Raw genomic sequence first — 21,512 nt, forward strand, 5'->3', positions numbered from 1 at the left:
TGCGACTAAGTATAAATTCTTGGTCGTATTTTTATGTAAATGAAAGGGGAGGTATAAATTATTTATAGGGTTCAGAAAATTAAATTGTTGATAGGTTAACTGAGTTTTATTGAATAGATAATTTCATACTTAATAAAATTATATAAATGAATAACCATAAACTTTATATAAAAGGAATCATAATAGTGGTAGGTATTGTTTGTCAGTATTGATATGAAGTTGAAAGAGAAATCTTATGAGAATTATAATATTTAAAAGTTAAAGGGGATTTATATTTAATAAAGTGAAAAATTATGGAAAAGTTGGAAGCTTATCTATAATATATAAGCTTTATTTAAGTACTTTCATAATTATTAACTTATTAATATTAATATGATATTCTATTATATATAATTTAGAATGGGAGATTTTAAAATGGAAGAGAAAGAGTTTGAATTAACTGTTGATGAACTTAAGAAAGATAAAAAGATTCTAAAGCAATTTGAAAAAAACAAATCTAAAGCAGAGGATTTGTTAAAAGATAAAGATAAAATGGATAAATTTTTAGAGCGTTTAGAGAGAAAGTTATCCTCAGTTCCAAAGATAGGTGAATATTTATCGGATATTCCTATTTTTATATCTTTAGTAAGGTCTTATATAAGTGGAGAGTATAGGGTAGTTCCAATGGGTTCTTTAATAGCAGTAGTAAGTGCTTTAATATATTTTCTAAGTCCGGTGGATGTAATTCCGGATATAATTCCCGGAATGGGTTTAGTAGACGATGCAGCAGTTATCAGTCTTGCTTATTTTTTAGTTCATGATGATATAGAGGAGTATAAATTATGGCGAGATAAAAATAAGAATCAAGATAGAGAAAGTAATTAATTTCTCGAAAGTTTTAAAAATAATAGGCATTGGATAAAGAGAGTGGGAAGTCTATATAATTATATATATTTGTACAAAATCATTATAAGTTATACTTATAAAAAAGGAATGCTTTGTTATATAGTTTATATTTAATATGTTTTTAGGAGATAGTTCAAATTTAAGAAATTTAAAATTAATTTTATTGACTTCAACTATATTTGTATCAAAAATTTTTAAATTTAAAAGGCTGTTGACTTTCAATGGTCAACAGCCTTTTAGGTAAACTTATGCTGTTTCTCTTAGTTTAAATTTATTTTTTAATGAGTTAAATATTATCTTAACGAGTAGTCCGTAAAGCGGCGCTGAATAAGATTGTTTAATTGCAGCTTTAATCATACTTGGTATGAATAGATGCTTACCATAAAGTATAGAAATAAAGTATGGTACCATAAAAACCGATGTTGTAAATTGTCCAACAACAATTCCAACAATAATTTTCCATAATTTAAACTCCGGATATTTATCTCCAAGCATTTGGGTAACGATAACCGGAATAGCACCGGTTAATGCCGATGTTAAAATGAATACCGGATTAAATCCTCCAGTTGCAGATGGCCTGACAATGTAGGCCAGTACATCTGTTATTGCACCGATAATAAATCCCATAACCGGTCCCAAAGCGTATCCGGATAGAATTATTGGAAATCCTCCAAAACTTAAAAAACTTCCGATTCTTAGACTGTTTACTATTATGCCAAGTGCAATGAACATTGCAGCATAGGCAATTTGTCTTGTACTAAACTTACTATTTTTTTGCATTAAAAAAACTCCTTTCTTATATGACAATTCTGTCCACAAGGAAGAAGCCTATGGTACAGTGAACGCAATGATAAATCGCAAATATAACTTTTCGTTTTAAGACAACGTCCCATTCTTAAACACTTAACGTTTACCATTTACTCTGTCATATTTTATTTTAACAACAAGTAAATTATAACACAGTATTAAAAACAATTAAGAACTAAAAAAATTCTTTATTTAAATGTTATAATGTATTAAAGGAAAATTACTTTAGAGTGTTCTAAAAATATTTATTGAATTAGGAGGATTAATATGAAGGGTTTTGGTGTTATTAAAACAGGTACTGCAGGTTGGATGGAAAAGGAAAAACCTGTTGCAGGCCCCTTAGATGCAATTGTAAAGCCTGTGGTTTTGGCTCCTTGTACCAGTGATGTTCATAATTACCATGGTGGAGCCGGTCCAAAGGAAAATTTAATTCTAGGGCATGAAGTAGTGGGCGAAGTTGTAGAAGTGGGCGAAATGGTTAAAAGATTTAAGCCGGGAGATACTGTAGTGGTGGCAACGACTACGCCCGATTGGCTGGCACTGGGGGTACAGGAAAAGTATACTGCTCATGACACGGGACCTTTAAAGAGTTTTAAGTTTACATCATCTAGAGATGGAGTATTTTCGGAATATTTTCTTGTAAATCAAGCGGATGCAAATATGGCCTTCCTGCCTGAAAATGTTAAGCCTGAGGCGGGTCTTATGGTTGTGGATATGATGTCAACGGGATTTCACGGAGTTGAATTGGCGGAAATCGGATTTGGAGAAAATGTAGTGGTTATAGGAATTGGACCTGTGGGATTAATGGCGGTAGCAGGTTCAGCACTACGAGGAGCAGGAAAAATTATGGCTGTAGGAACTCGTCCTGATTGTGTTAAAATAGCAAGGGAATATGGAGCTACAGATATAATTAGTTATAAAGAAGGAGACATCTTAGATCAGGTTATGGAACTGACAAAGGGAGAAGGTGCAGATAAGGTAATTATTGCCGGGGGTACTCCTGAATCTTTTACTAAAGCGGTGCAGATGACAAGGGCGGGAGGTATTGTATCTAACTTGGTATTCTGGGATATTAGTGATGTACTGACTATTCCTGCGCCTGTTTGGGGACTTGGAATGAAAAATGTGGACATTAGAGGTGGTTTCTGCCCTGGAGGCGGACTTAGAATGGAAAGACTTTTAAATGTATTGGCAAATGGACGATTGGATAGTACTAAGTTAATTAGTCATCGCTACCATGGATTTGAAAAAATTGAAGATGCCTTTTATTTAATGGATGAAAAGCCAAGAGATTTAATTAAACCTGTAGTATTTGTGGAATAAATTATATTTAAAATATTAACCCCTAAATTTTAGTGAATTTGGGGGTTAATTATAATGTGAAATTTAAAATGTTTCTGGAATTTTTGAAAGTATTAAAAATTTTAAACCGTATAAAGCGGAATAAAATCCTTTTGTTAGATTGTTTTAATTTTTTATAAAAAGCAAAAGTTTTAATTGATTAATTTGATTAAATTGGAGTTTTAATCTATGTTATAATAAAAAATATGAGAAGATAAATGTTGAGTAAATTTATTAGAGTAAATAAAATTAAAAAATTTATTTTAAATAAATAGGGGAGTAAATAATTAAGGTCCTATAAGAAAATTAGAGAGGGAATGTAGTACATTTGAATAGTATGAGTGAATTTTCAAAGATTAAAACGAAATTGCTGGCTGAGCAGGTAGAAGAAGATATATACAACTATATAATTAAAACCGATTTAAATGTAGGAGACAAGCTTCCCAATGAATTTGAGTTGGCGGAGAAATTCGGCGTAGGCAGAAGTACCATAAGAGAGGCAGTGAAGTTACTGGAGTCTGACGGTATACTTGAAGTTCGACGAGGCTCGGGAACTTACGTTGTAAATAAGATGCCCAAGGATATAGATCCCTTAGGTCTTAGTGCAATTGAAGATAAAATGGCACTGGCAATGGACTTGGCAGACCTTAGAATATTATTGGAGCCGGGAATTGCGGAGATGGCTGCTTTAAATGCCACAGAGGAAGATATTAAGGTTTTATATGAGCTTTGTGACATTATTGAAGAGAAAATTGCAAAGGATGAAAACTACATAGAGTATGATATAAAGTTTCACACCTATGTGGCTAAAAGTTCCAAGAATATGGTTGTGGAACAGCTAATTCCAATTATTGACACTGCTGTTATGATGTTTGTAAATGTAACTCATAAACAGCTTACAGAGGAAACTATGATGACCCATAGGGCAGTAGTAGATGCCATTGCGGAAAGGGATATAGTTGGGGCAAAGACTGCAATGATGATGCATATGACCTATAATCGAAATTTAATAAAAAAATTGATGAAGGAAAGTAAAAATCAATAATATAGAAGTCCGTTAATAGGGCTTCTTTTTTTGGAGAAATAAATCATCTGATGTATTGCTATTTATTCAAAGAAATGGTATAGTATTTTACAAAGACATCTGATGACTAGGAAAACGTTATAACAAAAGGGGGTTAATTATGAAACTACACAGTCAAGAGGTAAGAGCTTTAGCTCCGGAAAATGATCCGTTGAAAATGGGAATGGGCTGGACAGTGGAGGACTTGGAGAAACCACAGGTTCTAGTGGAAAGTTCCTTTGGAGACAGTCATCCCGGAAGTGCACATTTAGACCAACTTATTGAGGAAGTTAGAAGGGGAATAGTAGAAGAGGGCGGAAAACCTGCAAGATATTTTGCAACTGACATTTGTGACGGGATAGCGCAGGGCCATGACGGAATAAATTATTCTTTAGTAAGTCGTGAGATGATTGCAAATATGATAGAAATTCATGGAAATTCAACGGGCTTTGATGGGGGAGTGTTTATTGCAAGTTGTGATAAGTCAATGCCCGGGGCACTTATGGGATTGGCAAGATTAAATATGCCGTCAATTGTAGTTGCAGGGGGAGTAATGGATGCGGGACCGGACTTACTTACCTTGGAGCAAATTGGAATGTACTCTGCAATGGAACAAAGAGGAGAGATTACGAAGGAAAAACTTACATATTATAAACACCATGCCTGTCCTTCTTGTGGAGCCTGTTCTTTTATGGGAACGGCTTCAACTATGCAGATTATGGCGGAGGCTTTAGGGCTGGCCCTACCGGGTTCCACACTTATGCCTGCAACTTCTAAAGATTTAAAGGAGCAAGCTTATCTTGCGGGAAAGCAGGCGATGAAGCTTATTGAAATGAATTTAAAGGTATCGGACATTGTAACTATGAGGTCCTTTGAAAATGCAATAATGGTTCATGCGGCTATATCGGGTTCAACAAATTCACTGCTCCATATTCCGGCCATGGCTTATGAAATGGGCTTTGAAATTGATTCGGATACCTTTGATAAAATGCACAGAGGAGCCCATTATCTTTTGGATATTAGACCGGCCGGCAGATGGCCTGCACAGTTTTTCTACTATGCGGGGGGAGTACCTGCAGTTATGGAGGAAATTAAATCTCAATTGCACTTAGATGTTATGACAGTTACAGGAAAGACCTTAGGTGAAAATTTAGAGGACTTAAGGGAGAAGGGATTTTATGAAAAGGCGGAAAAGTATTTGGAGCCTTGGGAGATTAAAAGGACAGATGTAATTAGAACCTTTGACAATCCTATTGGAAAGGATGGAACAGTTGCCATACTAAAGGGTAATTTAGCTCCTGAGGGTTCTGTAGTAAAGCACTCTGCAGTTCCTAAGGAGATGTTTAAGGCGGTATTAAGGGCAAGACCTTTTGACAGTGAGGAAGAGGCTTTATCAGCTGTGTTAAAAAAGGAAATTCAACCGGGAGATGCTGTTTTTATAAGGTATGAAGGACCTAAGGGTTCGGGAATGCCAGAAATGTTTTATACTACAGAGGCCATTTCCTCCGATGAAGAATTAAGCAGGTCTATTGCGTTAATTACCGACGGGAGATTTTCCGGAGCTTCAAAAGGACCGGCAATCGGTCACGTTTCTCCGGAAGCTGCTGATGGAGGACCGATTGCTTTAGTAGAAGAAAATGACTTAATAAAAATAGACATAGAAGAGAGACTTTTGGAAATAGTAGGCGTTAAAGGTGAGGAAATGTCCAAGGAAGAAGTTAGTAAGATACTTGAGGATAGAAGAAAAAATTGGAAACCTAAAGAAGCTAAGTATAAAAAGGGAGTTTTAAAAATTTATGCTGATCATGCAGTTTCACCAATGAAGGGTGGATACATGGTTTAACCTAATAGGACAAGGAGGACAATATGAATATGAATTTAGTTTTAGCAGCGGCTGTTCCGCCGGAACCACTGCAATTAGATCCCACCAGATTGGTTATAGCTGCAGTAATAGGGTTGTTGTTACTGCTGGTACTGATTATAAAGTTTAAAGTTCAGGCAATGATTGCCATATTAATAGGCGCTGTTGCAATTGGATTGGTGGCAGGAATGCCCTTTAAGGAGATTATCAATTCGGTAAATCAAGGTATAGGGGAAACCTTAAAGGGAATTGCACTGCTTGTAGGCTTGGGTTCAATGTTCGGGGCCATACTTGAGGTTTCAGGAGGAGCTCAAACCTTGGCAATTACTATGGTAAATAGATTTGGAGATGAGAAAGCGGCATGGGCCTTGGGAATTACAGGACTTATTATTGCCATACCTGTGTTTTTTGATGCGGGTTTGATAATATTAATACCTTTGGCTTTTTCTCTTGCAAGAAGGACAAAGCGCTCCTCTCTTTACTATGCAATACCTTTATTGGCGGGACTTGCTGTAGGACACGCTTTTATTCCGCCAACGCCCGGACCGGTTTTAGTTGCAAAGATGTTAAATGTGGAGCTGGGATGGGTTATTATGATAGGTGTTCTTTGTGGTACTTTGGCAATGATATTAGCCGGCCCCCTATTCGGTTCCTATGCCGGAAAGAAATACTATGTAGAACCGCCTGAGCAATTGTCAATAGACGATGATTTTGATGAATCAAAATTACCTAAATTCGGTACCATAGTTGGAATTATTATGATTCCGCTTTTACTTATAATTTTAAATTCCATAGCTAAAGTTGTAGAAGCGATGGAGCCTTTACAGGGTGTACTGGGTTTTTTGGGAGAACCCTTTATAGCACTTACAATTGCTGTGTTGGTGGCAATGGTATTACTGGGATATAAACACGGATACTCTAAAGAAGAGCTGGAGGAGGTAATGACAAAATCTCTTGAGCCTACAGGGATGATACTCTTAGTTACTGCTTGCGGTGGCTCTTTAAGATATATATTACAGAACTCGGGAATAGGAACGGTAATAGGCGATGCAGTTGCCTCGGCAAATCTTCCAATAGTAGTGGTGGCTTTTATAATAGCGGCCTTGGTGAGAATTTCCGTAGGTTCGGCAACGGTGGCAATGACAATGGCTGCGGGAATAGTTGCTACAATGCCTATAATAGCAACGCTACCTCCATTGCAGTTGGCTTGTATTACAATGGCAATTGCAGGTGGAGCAACGGCCTTTTCACACTTTAATGACTCGGGATTTTGGCTGGTAAAATCCCTACTTAGAATAGATGAAAAGACCACCTTAAAGACCTGGACAGTAATGGAGACCATAGTGGGAGTTACAGGATTTGTAGTGGCATTAGTACTGTCACTTATATTTTAGGAAAAAATTATTAAATATAGTAAGGATTGTGTACTGTGGTGCATAATCCTTATTTATTTCACCTTAAGTCTTAGTTTAAATACGAAAGTGTTAATATATAATGGAATTAGATAAGATATAAAATAATTTTGCTGGAGGATATAGTGGTAAAATATGAATATAAATTTATTTCCCTAGAAAAAGCTAAGGGATTAAAGGTTAAAAGAGACGAAACTTTTGAAAAATGTAAGGAGATAATTGCTGAGGAAGGGGAAAAGGCTGGAGCTTTAAGGAAATAGCTCTGATTCCCAATGTAAGATTCGGAACCTATATAGTAACAAACTATGAACTGATTTTTGAAAGGGAAATGGGATAATTGAAAAACATATCCCTATTCTTTCAAGTTAAATGTAATATTAAATAAAATTGGAGGCAGTGGGAAAACTGCCTTTATTTTTGTTTAATGTTACTTATATAATTATGGTTAAATATAGATAAATATTTCCGATTTAGAAATATAAAACCAATTAATTAAACTAATAGTTTTTATTTTAGTATAATGGAGGAAAGAAGCGGGAGGTATGTTATGAGAGTATTAATAGTTGAGGATGATATAAATTTAAATAAAGGTATTGGCATAGTATTGGAAGAATTAACAGATGAAATTTGCAGCGCCCATACTTTAGAGGAAGCTAAAGAAATAGTATTAAATGAAGAAATAGACCTAATGGTTCTGGACTTAAATCTTCCCGACGGTGATGGATTGGACTTTATAAAGTATTTAAGGAACAGTTTATATAGTTTTCCCATTATAATTTTAAGCGCAAGAAGTCTTGAATCGGATATGATTTTAGGACTTAAATTGGGAGCTGATGATTATTTAATTAAGCCCTTTAGTTTAATAGTTTTAAAGGAAAAGATAAGGGCTATTATGAAGCGGATAAATAAAGAGGAACATTTTACCTATGAAGATGAGCATTTAAATTTTAATTTTGATAAATTGAAATTCTTCGTAGATGGAAGGGAAGTGGATTTAAGTAAGACGGAAATAAAAATACTGCAGAAGTTAATAGCTAACAGAGATATTATAGTTAAGAGGGAAAATTTAATAGATGCAGTTTGGGGATTGGAGGGAGAGTTTGTAGATACAAATGCTCTGTCTGTAGCTATAAATCGATTAAGAAAAAAGATAGTATACAAGGAAAAAATTCACAATGAATACGGAGTTGGATATATATGGAAATCCTAGTGTTATTTTTAGTAATTATAATTATAGGACTTATTGGATTTATAATAAAAGAAAGAATTGGCATTAGGAAAATTACCGATGGAATGGACAGTATATTTGAATTGAAAAGTGCAAGTGACGTTTTAAATTATGATGAGACTATGCTTTCCAAGTTGGAAGTTAAGGCTTTAAGATTTGTAAAAGACAATTTAGATGTGAAATCAAAGCTAGAAGTGGAACAAGAAATGATTCAATCATTAATTGGAGACATCTCTCATCAAACGAAAACTCCCATTTCAAATATCTCGATTTATACGGAATTGTTAGCCGAAAAATATGATGATGAATATATAGATATTTTAAAATTTGAAATAGAAAAGCTTTCTTTTTTAATCGAGTCCTTAGTAAAGGCATCTCAGCTTGAAGCAAACTTAATTCAATTAAATTTTGAAGAAGTAAATATTAAAGAGATGCTTGAAAATCTGATTAAAAAATCCAAGGCTAATTTGAACGAAAAATCTATAAATATAAAGTACAATACGGCTTTTAAAACTTTAAATATTGATAGAAAGTGGACGGAAGAGGCTGTTTTTAATTTAATAGACAATGGAATTAAGTATTCCAAGGCTGAAAGTGATATTGACATAGTGGTTTCAGATACAACAAATTATCTAAAAATAGATATTGTCTCCACAGGTGATAAGATAGCTGAAGGTGAATACAATAAACTTTTTCAAAGGTTTTATAGAGGGCGTAATGCCGGGTCTAAACAGGGAGTGGGAATAGGACTTTTTTTAAGCCGTAAGATAATAGAGCTTCAAGGGGGCTACATTATAGTAAATTCAAGAGAGCAAAATGTTTTTTCAGTATTTTTACCACTGTAATTCTTTCAACTCTGTAAGTTTTAAGAAAGTATTATGAAACTTTTAGTGACTATACTTATATTAAGAGGTGAAAGAGATGAGAATTTTAGAAGGTAAAAATTTAGTTAGACATTATAATACCGGTGTATTAGTAAAAGCTCTGGACGACGTAAGTATATCCGTAGATAGAGGAGAATTCGTAGCAGTGGTGGGAACGTCGGGAAGTGGAAAAACCACACTCTTGCAATTATTAGGAGGACTGGACAGACCTACCTCGGGAAAAGTATATATAGAGGGAAAGGATATATTTGCTTTAAAGGATGATGAACTTTCCATCTTTCGCAGAAGACATATTGGATTTATTTTTCAGTCTTACAATTTAATTCCCGTACTAAATGTAAGACAGAACATCGTTTTTCCCCTTGCCTTAGATGGAAATGATATAGATGAAGACTTCTTTAAGGATATTGTAAATACATTGGGAATTGAAGATAAATTAGCTTCTATGCCAAATGAACTTTCGGGAGGCCAACAGCAAAGAGTTGCCATAGCTCGAGCAATTGTAACTAAACCTGCTATAATTTTAGCTGATGAGCCTACAGGAAATTTAGACAGCCGAACGACAATGGATGTAATGGGACTGATTAAAGCCAGTAGTAAAAAATATAATCAAACCGTTGTGCTTATTACACACAATGAGTCCATTGCCCAAATGGCGGATCGAATCATCCGAATAGAAGACGGAAAAATATTCGGTGGTGAGCTTTATGATTAAAGTAAAAAATAAAAAGGTCATCAATGAGACGACACTGGCACTATTAAAATACAATAAAAAGCGAAATATTGTGGCGACGATTGCCATCGTCCTTACGGCTTTAATGTTTACCACTATTTTTACCGTTGGTTTCGGACTTAATGAATCCATGGAACTCGAGCGAATGAGAATGGTGGGAGGAGATTTTCATATAGGTTTTAAAGAGCTTACCTTAGAGGAGCTGAACAAACTAAAAGACCATGAATTGGTAGAAGATTATGGCATAAGGGAATTTGTTGGAGTGGGAACCGGCCCGGAATTTTATGGGGAACAGGTGGAAATTTCCTATGGAGATGAAAGTTATTTAGAACATTCCTTTATTGAATTGACAAAAGGAGAGATGCCCAAAGAGCCCAAAGAAATTTTAATAGAAACTCAAGTCTTAGATATGCTTGGGAAACCCCGTGAAATAGGACAGGAGCTCACCCTTAACTATAATATTACAGATGTTAGGGATTGGTCCAATGCAGAAGGAAAAACCGATACATTTACAGTTTCCGGAATTTTTGAAGGGGATGAACTTTCCCAAGCTCATTTTATTTATTTAAGTAAGGAATATGTGGACAGTTTAAGAATACCGGAAAATAATTACTCCTTAAATATAATGACAAAAAACTCCCGTAATTTAGAGGGAAAAGCAGAAACCATTATAAAGGACTCCGGCTATATACCCAGAGATGAGGGTACGGACAGAACAGGAGAGGATATTATAAAATTCGGAAGAAACTGGGCTTATACGGCAATGGAAGTGGAAGGTATGGATTTCAGTGTCGTAATTGCCATGGCAGTTTTGCTGGGAATAATAATTTTGACGGGCTATTTAATTATCTACAACACCTTTAACATATCTTCTCACTTGGACATTAAAATTTATGGTCTGATGAAGGCCATAGGAAGTTCCTATAAACAGTTAAAGGGAATGATACTTAGACAGGCTTTTATAATTTCCCTGTGGAGCATTCCCATAGGCTTGGTAGTGGGCTATCTCTTGGGAAATAAATTACTTCCTGTCGTTACAGAACAGAGTATTATAGGAAGCAATTTTAAGGTTTCAAGTAATCCTTTCATTTTTGTCTTTACAATTTGCATGACCTTGTTTACTGTCTATATTTCAGCTAGTAAACCCGGCAGAAAAGTGGGAAAGGTTTCTCCCTTAGTTGCCATTCATGCAGAGGATATGGATAAAAATATCAAGCGAAATAAAAATAAAACTTTAAATATTCAAAGTCTTGGTAAGGTAAATGCCAAAAGAAATAAATCCAAACTGATTTTAGTGGTACTTTCACTATCTCTTTCTACAGTGATTTTAAACTCTACAATGATACTCTTAAAAAGTCCTGATTTAAATAAATATTTAGAAGATTTTATTAATACAGACTTTGTACTGGCAGAAAAAGCATTTTTTAACTATAGATATTCAACTCCCATTGAGGATGAAGTCATTGAATATATTGAATCCCAACCTTCCTTTAAAGAAGGAGGCTCTATTTACTATAATCCGGGCACAGCTTTGGAGGTAGAGACGGATCAAAGAATGTCTATTTACGGCTTTGATGATGAAATTCTTAAAAAACAGAAACTTTTACTTGGCAATCCCAATGTGGATATAAATAATTTAAAATCTGGAGAAATTATAGTGGGAGTTCTTGGGGAATCAGATTTAGAAAATGTAAAAGCAGGTGTAGGGACAGATAAATATAAACTAAATGATACCATTGAAATAGAAGTGGAAGGAAATATTCATCAATATAGGGTGGTAGGCTTTATTCAAACAGACAATACAAACACTGCAAGATTTTATGGTTTCAGTTTATCTACTAATGAAAGTGGAGAGGAAGTTTCAGTTTCTGACACCATAGTGTTTATGAATATGGAGGAGTTTGGCAAGCTTTACAAAGAACCTAGCAGAATGGTATATCAATTTGATGCCAATGATGTAGATGATATGGCTGAAAAATTAAATAGGTTGACAGAAACTAAACCAACTTATAAATATGATTCCAGAGAAATACAAAAGGACAGTTTGAAAAGCCTTGAAAACTTAGTCTTGCTAGTAGGAGGACTGTTGAGCCTTATTATTGGATTTATTGGGATATTGAATTTCATTAACGTAACAATGACCAATATCATCTCCAGAGAACGAGAACTTTCCCTAATGGAATCCATTGGAATGACAAAGACGGAAGTTATAAAGATGTTAAACTCGGAGTCCTTACACTATGTAATATATACGGGAATCATCGGTACGATTTTTTCCATCGCAGTAGCAGAATTTTTATTGCAGCCCGTAATGGATAATCTGCACTTTACTGTATATAAGTTGTCATTGACAGGAGTGTTTATTGTACTGCCAATATTTCTATTCTTGGCATTAATATTGCCAAAGTTTGTCTACAGTAAACTTAGAAAAAAATAGAAAAGCAAAGTGTCCTTTATTAAATTAAGGGGCACTTTTTAATAGTTTTTAAAAATATAAATGAATTTCATTGATTTTATAATAGTATGTAGGAACAAGTGGGAAAATAAATTAACTTTTTATATTATGATTTAATACTTAAAAATGATATTAAAGGCATTGCTTATACTTGGAAAGTATAGAAAAAGACATGGTAATATGCTAAGATAATTGGGGAGTAATTATTATTCCCGGGAAAATTATTTAGGAGATGTCTTATGAAAAAGAATAAAATGTTTGAGATTGTTTGCTAGCCGGAAGGTTTGCGTAAAACAATCGACAAGCCTTCCAAAAGTTTAGATTTTACTTTTAGGAGGACTTAAATGAAACGAGAAAACAAGAAAAAATCATTTGAAAAAGGTTACTATAAAAAACATGCATGTGATGAAACTTTTAAATGCAAAGTCTGTGGAAGAATAGTAACTCCAATGGGAGCAGGCAGTAAACATAGAAATCACTGTCCAAACTGTCTATCCAGTCAGCATTTAGATAATGAACCCGGCGATAGAGAAGCTAGTTGTGGCGGAGTTATGGAGCCAATAGCAGTCTGGGTCAGAAAAAATGGCGAGTGGGCGATTATTCATCGTTGTCGTATCTGTGGGAAATTAAGCTCAAATAGAATTGCAGCAGATGACAACCCTATGAAATTAATGTCCTTGGCAATGAAACCCATAGGATTTCCACCCTTTCCCTTAGAAAAAATCGAGGAAATGACGGATTTAATGGGTGGAGAAGGAAGATTAAAATAAATAAAGACTGAAAGGACTTGGTGTTAAGTCTGTTATATAAAATATTTAAACCTAGCGAGATACTCGTTAGGTTTTTTATATGTTGATAATTTATTAAGAGTTTGGAAAATTTATTTTCTTTTGTTGGAAGATTATTTCAATAGGAATTTTCCAAGGGAATTACTTCAACATGCGACAGAGAAAGTTAATTTCGGAGGAGAACTTAATTTAAAGAAAATGAGTTTTATAGATAGAAAATTAGTTAAGATGGCGGAAAAGTTAGAAGTGCGGGAAATGGGAATTTCATATAAAAATATTGATAAAATAGCAAGTGAGGTTTTAGATAAATAGAAATAAAATAATACCGACTTATAGAGCTTGTTTATTAATCGGTGAGATAGTATAATATTAATAATTAAGGGAATGAGGTTCTCCCGTGGAAATATCCAAAACTGCTTTTAAGCTGATGACTTCTGTGAAAAAAATTACACAGATGGCGTCAGCTTTTCTGTGTTTGGAGGTAAAATATGTTAGTATCTTTAGCGCTTGTTTTTTTAATGGGACTTTTAATGTCCTCTATCAGTCAATATTTAAAACTGCCGAGAATAGTGGGTATGCTAATTACGGGAATAGTATTAGGGCCCTATATGTTAAACGTATTAGATGAATCCATACTTTTAATTTCATCGGATTTGAGAAAGATGGCACTTGTAATTATATTAATTAAGGCGGGTCTATCTTTAGATATAGGGGCACTTAAAAAAGTGGGACGACCTGCTTTTGCAATGTCATTTATTCCCGCAACCTTTGAAATAATAGCTTATACACTAATAGCACCAAGTGTTTTTAAAATCTCCGCTTTGGAGGGAGCAATAATGGGAACGGTCTTAGGAGCCGTATCGCCGGCAGTTGTAGTTCCTAAAATGGTAGAGCTAATGGAAGATGGTTATGGAAATAAGAAGGGGATACCGCAACTTATATTGGCTGGAGCATCTTTAGATGATATATATGTAATATTATTGTTTACAACTTTTCTTAGAGTGAGTTCGGGAGAGGGCTTTTCAATTTTAAATATGTCTTCACTGCCACTTTCAATAATACTTGGAGTGGGTTTGGGAATATTGGCGGGATGTATTTTATATTATATTTTTGAGTGGAGATATTTTAAACATTCTTATATTAGAAATAGCACAAAGGTAATAATTATTTTGGGAGTTTCATTTTTATTTGTAGCTATGGAAGATTTATTAAAGGATGGTGTTCCTTTCTCCGGCTACTTAGCAGTAATTAGTATGGCTTGTACAATTCAATTTAAAAGTTCGGAAATTGTAAAGAATCGGTTGGGCGAAAAATTTGGGAAACTTTGGATTGCAGCGGAGCTTATATTATTTGTATTAGTGGGAGCAGCAGTTGACATTCGGTATGCAGTGGAAGGAGGCATTTATTCTGTATTTATGATTTTCATAGCCTTATTTTTCCGCTCTCTTGGTGTGAGCTTAGCTTTAGTTGGAACAAAATTAAATGCTAAAGAAAGAATATTTTGTGTAATTGCCTACTTACCAAAGGCAACAGTTCAAGCGGCCATAGGTTCCATACCACTGTCTATGGGATTGGCCTGTGGGAAATTAGTTCTTTCAGTTGCAGTAACGGCAATTTTAATAACAGCACCTTTGGGAGCGTTGGGAATGGAATCATCTTATAAAAAATTACTGGAGAAAGACTAAATATTTATTTTGTTTTTAGCATAGTAACTTAAGGCTGAAAGGATTTACAATAAATATTATTAAAAAATTAATTACTTTAGTTTTAAAAACGAATTGAAAATATATGAAGTTAAAATAATTTTAAAGTAAAAAACTAACCGCAAAGCTATTTATATTAGGAGATAAGAGCTATTATAAAATGTATTTGCGGTTTTTCATATAAGTAAAGTAAAGAGTTTAAGCTTTAATCAGTAATCTATTATACGAAGATTTTTAAAACTTATTGACATTAGATTTTATAAATAGTACACTATAAATAATAGTGATTATCAATTTCGTTTATTTAAATTAATATAAGGAAATTGATGACCATTTTTTTAATGAGAAGGAGGAATGTAGTCAGTAGTTTTATCTAGTAATAATTTTTAATATATAGTCGGTACATAGGAAAATTGATTTATCAATTTAGTTATTTGTTAATAGATTAAGGAGAGGAAATGAAAAATAATAAATTTATTAAAATTACTTTTTTAGTTTTGGCTTTTGCCATGATGTTAACGGGTTGTGCTAAATCAAATAATGGAGATAACAGCGGTGAAGAAGTAAGTGAGGAAAAAGCGACAGAGACAACAGTTGAGATTACAGATGTAGATGGAACTGTAACAGTACCTGTAAATCCAAAAAGAGTTATTTCTTTAGATAATAGAACTTATGAGACATTGTCTGATTGGGGTATAGAATTGGCGGCTGTACCTAAGGAAGTAATGCCTTCAGATTCCCCCTACGTAAAGGATGAAAATGTTCAAGATATAGGGAATCACCGTGAGCCTAATTTGGAAATTATAGCTGCAATAGATCCTGAACTTGTAATAATAGGTCAGAGATTCGGAAGTTTTTATGAAGATATTAAAGCTTTGGTTCCAAATGCAACTATTATTAATTTAAATTTTGATGTTTCAGGAGAAGATGGAGCGCCTGGAGAAAGTTTAGTAGAGGGTCTTAAAAATTCCACTGTTGCCCTAGGCAAAATCTTTGATAAAAATGAAGAGGCTGAAAAGTTAATAGCTGATTTTGAAAAATCCATAGAAGATGCAAAGGTTTCATATAATAGTGAAGAAACAGTTATGAGTATAGTGGTTTCAGGTGGAGAAATAGGTTTTTCAGCTCCTGGAGTTGGACGTGTATGGGGACCTATGTATGAAATCTTCGGTTGGAAGTCAGCTTTGGAAATTGACGGTTCTACTACTGACCATAAAGGTGATGATATTTCAGTGGAGGCTATTGCAGAGAGTAATCCTGATTGGATTTTTGTACTTGACCGTGATGCGGCAACGTCTTCCGGGGAAGATTCAGTTCCTGCTCAAGACGTTGTAGATAATTCCCCTGCCCTTAAAAATACAACAGCTATTTCAAAAGGACAGATAATATATGCACCTAAGGATACTTATACTAATGAATCTATTCAAACTTACATTGAACTATTTGAAAATATGGCTAGCTCTTTAGCTAAGTAAGGAGTATTGGAAAAGTAATGAAAAAAATTACCGGGGCTGAGATTTCTCAGCCCTTATTTAATAAAAATAAAATATGGACTAAACCTTTTATAGTTGCAGTAGTAGTTGTTTTTATTTTAGGGCTGCTATCACTTTTTACGGGAGCTTATGACATACAAGGTAGTGAAGATGGAATGGAGATGTTTTTTATAACAAGAGTTCCAAGGACAGCGGCCTTAATGTTAACGGGTGCGGCAATGTCAATGTCAGGTCTTGTAACTCAGCTTATTACACAAAATCGTCTTGTAGAACCGACTACTACCGGAACTATTGAATGGGCTGGGTTGGGATTGATTTTTATCTATCTTGTATTTCCTGCTCCCTCATTGGTATTGAGAATGACAGGAGCCATAATATTTTCCTTTATAGGAACTATGATTTTCTTTTTATTTTTAAGAAGGGTAAAACTTCGCTCCTCGTTAATAGTACCGATTATAGGTATGATGTTAGGAGCTGTAATTTCAGCTATATCCACATTTATAGGACTTATATTTCAAATGACACAAAATATTGAAACGTGGTTTGTAGGCTCCTTTGCACCTGTTCAAATTGGAAGGTATGAGTATCTGTGGCTAATAGTATTGGCGACTTTTCTTATATTTATATATGCAGATAGGTTGACTTTAGCAGGACTGGGTGAAGATGTGGCAACGAGTCTTGGAGCAAATTATAATAAAATTGTTTTGTTTGGAACAGGTCTTATTTCCTTTACAGTGGGAATAGTTGCCGCAGTAATTGGGAATTTACCTTTTTTAGGCTTAATTGTTCCCAATATTGTATCTATGTATAGGGGAGATGACCTTAGAAGTAACCTGCCTTGGGTATGTGTTTTGGGAATGGGTACTATAACACTTTGCGATATTATTTCCAGAACTATTATTATGCCTTTTGAAGTACCGGTTTCGTTAATACTGGGTACTGTGGGTTCAATTGTATTTATAGTTATTTTAATGAAACAGAGGAGGATGAGATGAATAATTTAGCTTATTGCGAACTGGGAAACATCAAGTCTGACTTAAAAGTTTATAAAAAGGAAAGAAGAACCGGTTCTTTTCGCTCCAAAAGAGAAGAAAGGAGGTATTGGATATTACTTATAGTTTTAATAGCTTTGGGAATTCTCTTTTCCTATGGTCTATTGGTTTATAACAATCCTGTTCCCGTAAATTCGCCTTCTTTTATACCCGTGGTGAAAAGGAGAATGGTTGCTCTTGGTGCCATGGTTATTGCGGCAATCTGTCAAAGTTTAGCTACAATTGCTTTTCAATCCAGTACTAATAACAGAATTATAACACCATCACTTCTAGGTTTTGAAGCACTATACTCAACTATCCATACTGCTACTATGTTTTTTGGAGGCGCAGGAGCATTTTTGGAGTTTAGCGGAACAGGTTCATTTTTATTTCAAATAGTAGCAATGGTTGTAATGTGTTTAATATTATATGGATGGTTGCTTACAGGCAAGTACGGAAATTTACAGTTAATGCTTTTAATAGGAGTAATCTTCGGAACGGGTTTAAAATCTTTGTCATCTTTTATGCGAAGACTTCTTGCACCTTCTGAGTTTGATATATTGCAGGCGAAATTATTTGGCTCGGTAAATAATGCTGATCCCGATTACTTTCCCATTGCAATTCCAATAGTTTTAATTACATCAATATTGTTACTTGCCAATTCAAAGAAATTAAATGTAATATCTCTAGGTCAAAATACCAGTATACCCTTGGGAGTAAATCATAAAGGAGGAGTTATCTATACTCTTATTTTAGTTTCCATTTTAATGTCAATTACGACTGCATTAGTCGGTCCATTAACTTTTTACGGCTTTTTAGTGGCAACTATGACCTATCAGGCAGCGCCTACCTATGACCATAGATACCTTTTTCCAATGGGGCTTGCAATAGGTTTCTTAGTAATAACTGGGGCATATTTCTTTATGTACCACGTATTTAATGCGCAAGGAGTAGTCTCGGTAATTATTGAGATGTTTGGAGGATTGGTCTTTTTAATAGTTATGTTAAGGAAGGGAAGTTTATGATAGCAATAGATAATGCAAGAAAGTCCTACAGTAAAGAAGTTAAAATAGGACCGTTAAATATTGAAATTCCAAATGCAGGTATAACTTCTTTAATTGGGCCCAATGGAGCGGGAAAATCCACAACACTTTTAATGATTGGAAGACTTTTAAATATGGATGGAGGTCAAATTAAAGTAGGTAATATGGACGTTTTGGAATCCAAGTCAGAGGACTTGGCAAAGGTTCTGACTATTTTAAGACAGGAAAACCACTTTGTAACGCGTCTTACAGTTAGACAACTAGTCGGTTTTGGAAGATTTCCCCATTCAAAGGGAAGATTGACAAGAGAAGATGACGTAGTAATTTCCAAGTACATTGACTTTTTAGATTTGACGGAGTTGGAAGACAGATATTTAGATGAACTTTCAGGAGGACAAAGACAAAGAGCTTATGTGGCAATGGTACTGTGTCAGGAAACGGAATATGTGCTTTTAGACGAGCCGCTTAACAACTTGGATGTTGCCCGATCAGTTCAAATGATGTCTCATTTAAGACAGGCTGCCAATGAATTAGGAAGAACGATACTAATGGTTATGCATGACATAAATTTTGCAGCTCAGTACTCTGATAGAATTTGTGCAATGAAAGAGGGTAGAATTGTTGCCTTTGGAACTGTAGAGGAAATTATGAATTCGGAACTTTTGACGGATATTTTTGAAACGGAAATAAAAATTATAAAGGGTCCGCAAGGTCCCTTGGCTGTATTTTAATAAATAGGACCTTAAGAAATTTTAAAATCTTATTTATTATAAATCAAATATGGAGTAGAAAAACTTGCTCTGATATATGAAATTATAAAAGTAAGAATTTCTATTAAATAATAATGGGGATGCAAATCTTCAATTATAATAAAGTATTAAATTCTATAGATAAACCATAAAATCTGAGTAGGGAATTTCCTATTCAGATTTTTAAGTTTATGATTAGTGTATTTAAAATATTATTTTTTGGTTTCCACCAAATTTTATGTTGATAAATTTTTATTCTTTAGAAATTGCATAAAGTTAGAATTTACCCTTTAATGAAAATAAAATAAGTATTGTAAAATATTTCTAAAATAGAAAAGCTCTGGAAACTAATAGGATTTGGACCTCGTAGCTTTAATATTATTTAAATAGTTTTAACAAGTATCCGTACCCCTCAGCTTCCATTTCTTCCCTAGGTATAAATTTAAGAGAAGCGCCGTTTATGCAATACCTCAATCCTCCAAGCTCCTTAGGTCCGTCATTAAATACATGGCCAAGGTGTGAATCACCAAGCTTGGATTTAACTTCGGTTCTGCGGTAGCCGTAACTTAAATCTTCTTTTTCTTCTATTAATTCATCGCTTATAGGCTTTGAAAAACTGGGCCAACCGCAACCTGCATCAAACTTTTCATTAGAGGAGAAAAGAGGCTGACCTGTAGTAATATCTACATAAATTCCCTCTTGGAAACTTTTATCATAGTTGCTGGAAAAAGGTTTTTCTGTAGCTGAATTTTGAGTTACCTCATACTGGAGTATTGAAAGCTCTTTTTGCAAAGTATCATCGTCTTTTTTATAGTAGTCGTCGCTCCAAAGAGGATCTTCTGTAAGGAGATGGTCTCCTTTTTTAGGTAATGAATTAAAGCTTATGTGACAATATCCGCCGGGATTTTTCTCCAAATATTTTTGATGGTATTCCTCAGCAACACTTAAATTTTTTAAAGGTAAAACTTCAGTTACTATTTTGTTATTGTATCTTAACTGTTCCCTTTCAATAAATCTTTCAATAATATCTTTATCTTTTTCGTCAATGTAATAGATACCGCTTCTATACTGGCTGCCAATGTCATTGCCCTGTTTATTAAAGGAAGTGGGGTCAATAATTTTAAAGAAGTATTTTAAGATATGGTTTAAGTCTATTATCTCTGGATTATACTCTATAAATACAGCTTCAACGTGATTGGTATTTTCATTACATACTTGTTCATAACTTGGATTTAAAAAATCTCCGTTACCATATCCTACAAAGGTTCTAACAATTCCGGGCATTTTCATAAAGTAAGCTTCCACTCCCCAAAAACACCCGCCGCCAAGGACGATTCTTTCATTACCATTGGAAACTTCAATATCTGTTCCACTGGAAAGTAATATATCTTTCATACTTACACTCCTAACAATAATTATTTAAACTTGCTCTATATCAAATACCCAAATTATATTAATATATTCTATATTGAAATTGATATTTAACTATTTATTAAAAAAATAAGTTTGTAATATGAAAGAGCTTAGGTATATGGTAAAGTTGTGATAATGAATAAAAAAGAGATTACAATATGGTGCACTTAGTCTATTGTGACAATGTAGGAAAAAAAGGCCAAAGAGTCTTGGATAAAATTTTAAGTGGAAATAAGACCATGGTTGTACGAGGAGCGGCGGGAAGGAAAATACCTCATAGTAGAGTATTTGAGGGAGAAGTCCTTTACTTTATGGAAAAGGGAAGTGCGGAGATTTCTGCCAAAGCGGTTGTAAAAGACGTACAAAACTATGTAGAACTTACAGATGAAGAAATAACAAAAGTCTTGGAAGAAAATCAATCTAAGTTAAATTTATCAGATAAACAAAAAACCAGATGGCATAAAAAATGTCTGTGTTTAGTTGAATTTGAAAATGTAGAGGAAATTACACCCTTGGATTTTGATCATCAGAGAAATATGGATGATTGGTTAATTATAGAAAAAATTGAAGATGTTCTAGTAGGTACAAGTATTCCCTATAACTATGACAAGTCAAAATTTTAG

The 21,512-nt window shown here is 34.2% G+C and carries 20 protein-coding genes and 2 riboswitches; of the genes, 18 read left to right on the forward strand and 2 right to left on the reverse strand.

Annotated features, from left to right (window positions below):
* The first annotated feature begins 414 nt into the window (after nt 1-414).
* Entirely contained in the window at nt 415-864 is a 450-nt protein-coding gene (locus EF514_RS01615) for a YkvA family protein (RefSeq protein ID WP_127723160.1), read from the forward strand.
* Nucleotides 865-1,131: 267 nt separating this feature from the next.
* Here EF514_RS01615 and EF514_RS01620 read toward each other — a convergent pair whose 3' ends face one another.
* Nucleotides 1,132-1,665, reverse strand: a complete 534-nt coding sequence (locus EF514_RS01620; protein ID WP_127723162.1) for a folate family ECF transporter S component — start codon at nt 1,663-1,665, stop codon at nt 1,132-1,134.
* 54 nt (nt 1,666-1,719) lie between these two features.
* A riboswitch (THF riboswitch) is annotated at nt 1,720-1,812 on the reverse strand.
* A 147-nt stretch (nt 1,813-1,959) separates the two neighbouring features.
* Between EF514_RS01620 and EF514_RS01625 the strand changes: the two genes are divergently transcribed.
* The 16 genes from EF514_RS01625 to EF514_RS01695 all read left to right on the forward strand — a co-directional run bounded on the left by EF514_RS01625 (nt 1,960) and on the right by EF514_RS01695 (nt 19,458).
* Entirely contained in the window at nt 1,960-3,015 is a 1,056-nt protein-coding gene (locus EF514_RS01625; RefSeq protein ID WP_127723164.1) for a zinc-binding dehydrogenase, read from the forward strand.
* 355 nt (nt 3,016-3,370) lie between these two features.
* Nucleotides 3,371-4,078, forward strand: coding sequence for a FadR/GntR family transcriptional regulator (locus tag EF514_RS01630; protein WP_127723166.1), 708 nt, complete (start codon nt 3,371-3,373; stop codon nt 4,076-4,078).
* A 139-nt stretch (nt 4,079-4,217) separates the two neighbouring features.
* Entirely contained in the window at nt 4,218-5,939 is a 1,722-nt protein-coding gene (ilvD, locus tag EF514_RS01635; protein ID WP_127723168.1) for a dihydroxy-acid dehydratase, read from the forward strand.
* A gap of 23 nt (nt 5,940-5,962) precedes the next feature.
* Nucleotides 5,963-7,351: a GntP family permease gene (locus EF514_RS01640; RefSeq protein ID WP_205666356.1), complete on the forward strand. Its 1,389-nt coding sequence runs from the start codon at nt 5,963-5,965 to the stop codon at nt 7,349-7,351.
* A 143-nt stretch (nt 7,352-7,494) separates the two neighbouring features.
* Nucleotides 7,495-7,629: a hypothetical protein gene (locus EF514_RS10955; protein WP_276317151.1), complete on the forward strand. Its 135-nt coding sequence runs from the start codon at nt 7,495-7,497 to the stop codon at nt 7,627-7,629.
* Between the two features lie 287 nt (nt 7,630-7,916).
* Nucleotides 7,917-8,579, forward strand: a complete 663-nt coding sequence (locus EF514_RS01645; protein WP_164845522.1) for a response regulator transcription factor — start codon at nt 7,917-7,919, stop codon at nt 8,577-8,579.
* A complete protein-coding gene (locus EF514_RS01650) occupies nt 8,567-9,442 on the forward strand; it encodes a sensor histidine kinase (protein ID WP_127723172.1) in 876 nt (291 codons plus the stop codon). The genes EF514_RS01645 and EF514_RS01650 overlap by 13 nt, the downstream gene beginning before the upstream one ends.
* Nucleotides 9,443-9,518: 76 nt before the next feature.
* Nucleotides 9,519-10,196: an ABC transporter ATP-binding protein gene (locus EF514_RS01655; RefSeq protein ID WP_127723174.1), complete on the forward strand. Its 678-nt coding sequence runs from the start codon at nt 9,519-9,521 to the stop codon at nt 10,194-10,196.
* On the forward strand, nt 10,189-12,651 hold the full coding sequence (locus EF514_RS01660) for an ABC transporter permease (RefSeq protein WP_127723176.1): 2,463 nt from the start codon (nt 10,189-10,191) through the stop codon (nt 12,649-12,651). The genes EF514_RS01655 and EF514_RS01660 overlap by 8 nt, the downstream gene beginning before the upstream one ends.
* Nucleotides 12,652-13,013: 362 nt before the next feature.
* Nucleotides 13,014-13,439, forward strand: coding sequence for an RNHCP domain-containing protein (locus tag EF514_RS01665; protein WP_127723178.1), 426 nt, complete (start codon nt 13,014-13,016; stop codon nt 13,437-13,439).
* Nucleotides 13,440-13,562: 123 nt separating this feature from the next.
* A complete protein-coding gene (locus tag EF514_RS01670) occupies nt 13,563-13,769 on the forward strand; it encodes a hypothetical protein (protein WP_164845523.1) in 207 nt (68 codons plus the stop codon).
* Nucleotides 13,770-13,828: 59 nt separating this feature from the next.
* Nucleotides 13,829-13,901, forward strand: a riboswitch (Fluoride riboswitch).
* A 44-nt stretch (nt 13,902-13,945) separates the two neighbouring features.
* Nucleotides 13,946-15,142 (forward strand): cation:proton antiporter, encoded by a 1,197-nt coding sequence (locus EF514_RS01675; protein ID WP_127723182.1) that lies wholly within the window; start codon nt 13,946-13,948, stop codon nt 15,140-15,142.
* 476 nt (nt 15,143-15,618) lie between these two features.
* Nucleotides 15,619-16,635 (forward strand): siderophore ABC transporter substrate-binding protein, encoded by a 1,017-nt coding sequence (locus EF514_RS01680; RefSeq protein WP_127723183.1) that lies wholly within the window; start codon nt 15,619-15,621, stop codon nt 16,633-16,635.
* Nucleotides 16,636-16,652: 17 nt separating this feature from the next.
* Entirely contained in the window at nt 16,653-17,648 is a 996-nt protein-coding gene (locus EF514_RS01685) for an ABC transporter permease (RefSeq protein ID WP_127723184.1), read from the forward strand.
* Complete coding sequence (locus EF514_RS01690) at nt 17,645-18,709, forward strand: iron chelate uptake ABC transporter family permease subunit (RefSeq protein ID WP_127723185.1); 1,065 nt, start codon at nt 17,645-17,647, stop codon at nt 18,707-18,709. The genes EF514_RS01685 and EF514_RS01690 overlap by 4 nt, the downstream gene beginning before the upstream one ends.
* Nucleotides 18,706-19,458, forward strand: coding sequence for an iron ABC transporter ATP-binding protein (locus EF514_RS01695; protein ID WP_127723186.1), 753 nt, complete (start codon nt 18,706-18,708; stop codon nt 19,456-19,458). The genes EF514_RS01690 and EF514_RS01695 overlap by 4 nt, the downstream gene beginning before the upstream one ends.
* A 396-nt stretch (nt 19,459-19,854) precedes the next feature.
* Here EF514_RS01695 and msrB read toward each other — a convergent pair whose 3' ends face one another.
* Nucleotides 19,855-20,871, reverse strand: a complete 1,017-nt coding sequence (gene msrB, locus EF514_RS01700) for a peptide-methionine (R)-S-oxide reductase MsrB (protein ID WP_127723187.1) — start codon at nt 20,869-20,871, stop codon at nt 19,855-19,857.
* 176 nt (nt 20,872-21,047) lie between these two features.
* Here msrB and EF514_RS01705 point away from each other — a divergent pair, with 176 nt between their 5' ends.
* Complete coding sequence (locus EF514_RS01705; RefSeq protein ID WP_127723188.1) at nt 21,048-21,512, forward strand: IolE/MocC family protein; 465 nt, start codon at nt 21,048-21,050, stop codon at nt 21,510-21,512.

The sequence above is a fragment of the Anaerosphaera multitolerans genome (assembly GCF_004006535.1).
GTDB classification, from domain to species: Bacteria; Bacillota; Clostridia; order Tissierellales; family Peptoniphilaceae; genus Anaerosphaera; species Anaerosphaera multitolerans.

What these genes read in the sequence shown, in the direction of transcription:
- EF514_RS01645 (WP_164845522.1), top strand. Translation starts at nt 7,917, where the DNA reads ATGAGAGTATTAATAGTTGAGGATGATATAAATTTAAATAAAGGTATT.
- msrB (WP_127723187.1), bottom strand. Translation starts at nt 20,871, where the DNA reads ATGAAAGATATATTACTTTCCAGTGGAACAGATATTGAAGTTTCCAAT.
- EF514_RS01675 (WP_127723182.1), top strand. Translation starts at nt 13,946, where the DNA reads ATGTTAGTATCTTTAGCGCTTGTTTTTTTAATGGGACTTTTAATGTCC.
- EF514_RS01660 (WP_127723176.1), top strand. Translation starts at nt 10,189, where the DNA reads ATGATTAAAGTAAAAAATAAAAAGGTCATCAATGAGACGACACTGGCA.
- EF514_RS01640 (WP_205666356.1), top strand. Translation starts at nt 5,963, where the DNA reads ATGAATATGAATTTAGTTTTAGCAGCGGCTGTTCCGCCGGAACCACTG.
- EF514_RS01650 (WP_127723172.1), top strand. Translation starts at nt 8,567, where the DNA reads ATGGAAATCCTAGTGTTATTTTTAGTAATTATAATTATAGGACTTATT.
- EF514_RS01625 (WP_127723164.1), top strand. Translation starts at nt 1,960, where the DNA reads ATGAAGGGTTTTGGTGTTATTAAAACAGGTACTGCAGGTTGGATGGAA.
- ilvD (WP_127723168.1), top strand. Translation starts at nt 4,218, where the DNA reads ATGAAACTACACAGTCAAGAGGTAAGAGCTTTAGCTCCGGAAAATGAT.
- EF514_RS01630 (WP_127723166.1), top strand. Translation starts at nt 3,371, where the DNA reads ATGAGTGAATTTTCAAAGATTAAAACGAAATTGCTGGCTGAGCAGGTA.
- EF514_RS01665 (WP_127723178.1), top strand. Translation starts at nt 13,014, where the DNA reads ATGAAACGAGAAAACAAGAAAAAATCATTTGAAAAAGGTTACTATAAA.
- EF514_RS01695 (WP_127723186.1), top strand. Translation starts at nt 18,706, where the DNA reads ATGATAGCAATAGATAATGCAAGAAAGTCCTACAGTAAAGAAGTTAAA.
- EF514_RS01705 (WP_127723188.1), top strand. Translation starts at nt 21,048, where the DNA reads ATGGTGCACTTAGTCTATTGTGACAATGTAGGAAAAAAAGGCCAAAGA.
- EF514_RS01685 (WP_127723184.1), top strand. Translation starts at nt 16,653, where the DNA reads ATGAAAAAAATTACCGGGGCTGAGATTTCTCAGCCCTTATTTAATAAA.
- EF514_RS01620 (WP_127723162.1), bottom strand. Translation starts at nt 1,665, where the DNA reads ATGCAAAAAAATAGTAAGTTTAGTACAAGACAAATTGCCTATGCTGCA.
- EF514_RS01615 (WP_127723160.1), top strand. Translation starts at nt 415, where the DNA reads ATGGAAGAGAAAGAGTTTGAATTAACTGTTGATGAACTTAAGAAAGAT.
- EF514_RS01690 (WP_127723185.1), top strand. Translation starts at nt 17,645, where the DNA reads ATGAATAATTTAGCTTATTGCGAACTGGGAAACATCAAGTCTGACTTA.
- EF514_RS01655 (WP_127723174.1), top strand. Translation starts at nt 9,519, where the DNA reads ATGAGAATTTTAGAAGGTAAAAATTTAGTTAGACATTATAATACCGGT.
- EF514_RS01680 (WP_127723183.1), top strand. Translation starts at nt 15,619, where the DNA reads ATGAAAAATAATAAATTTATTAAAATTACTTTTTTAGTTTTGGCTTTT.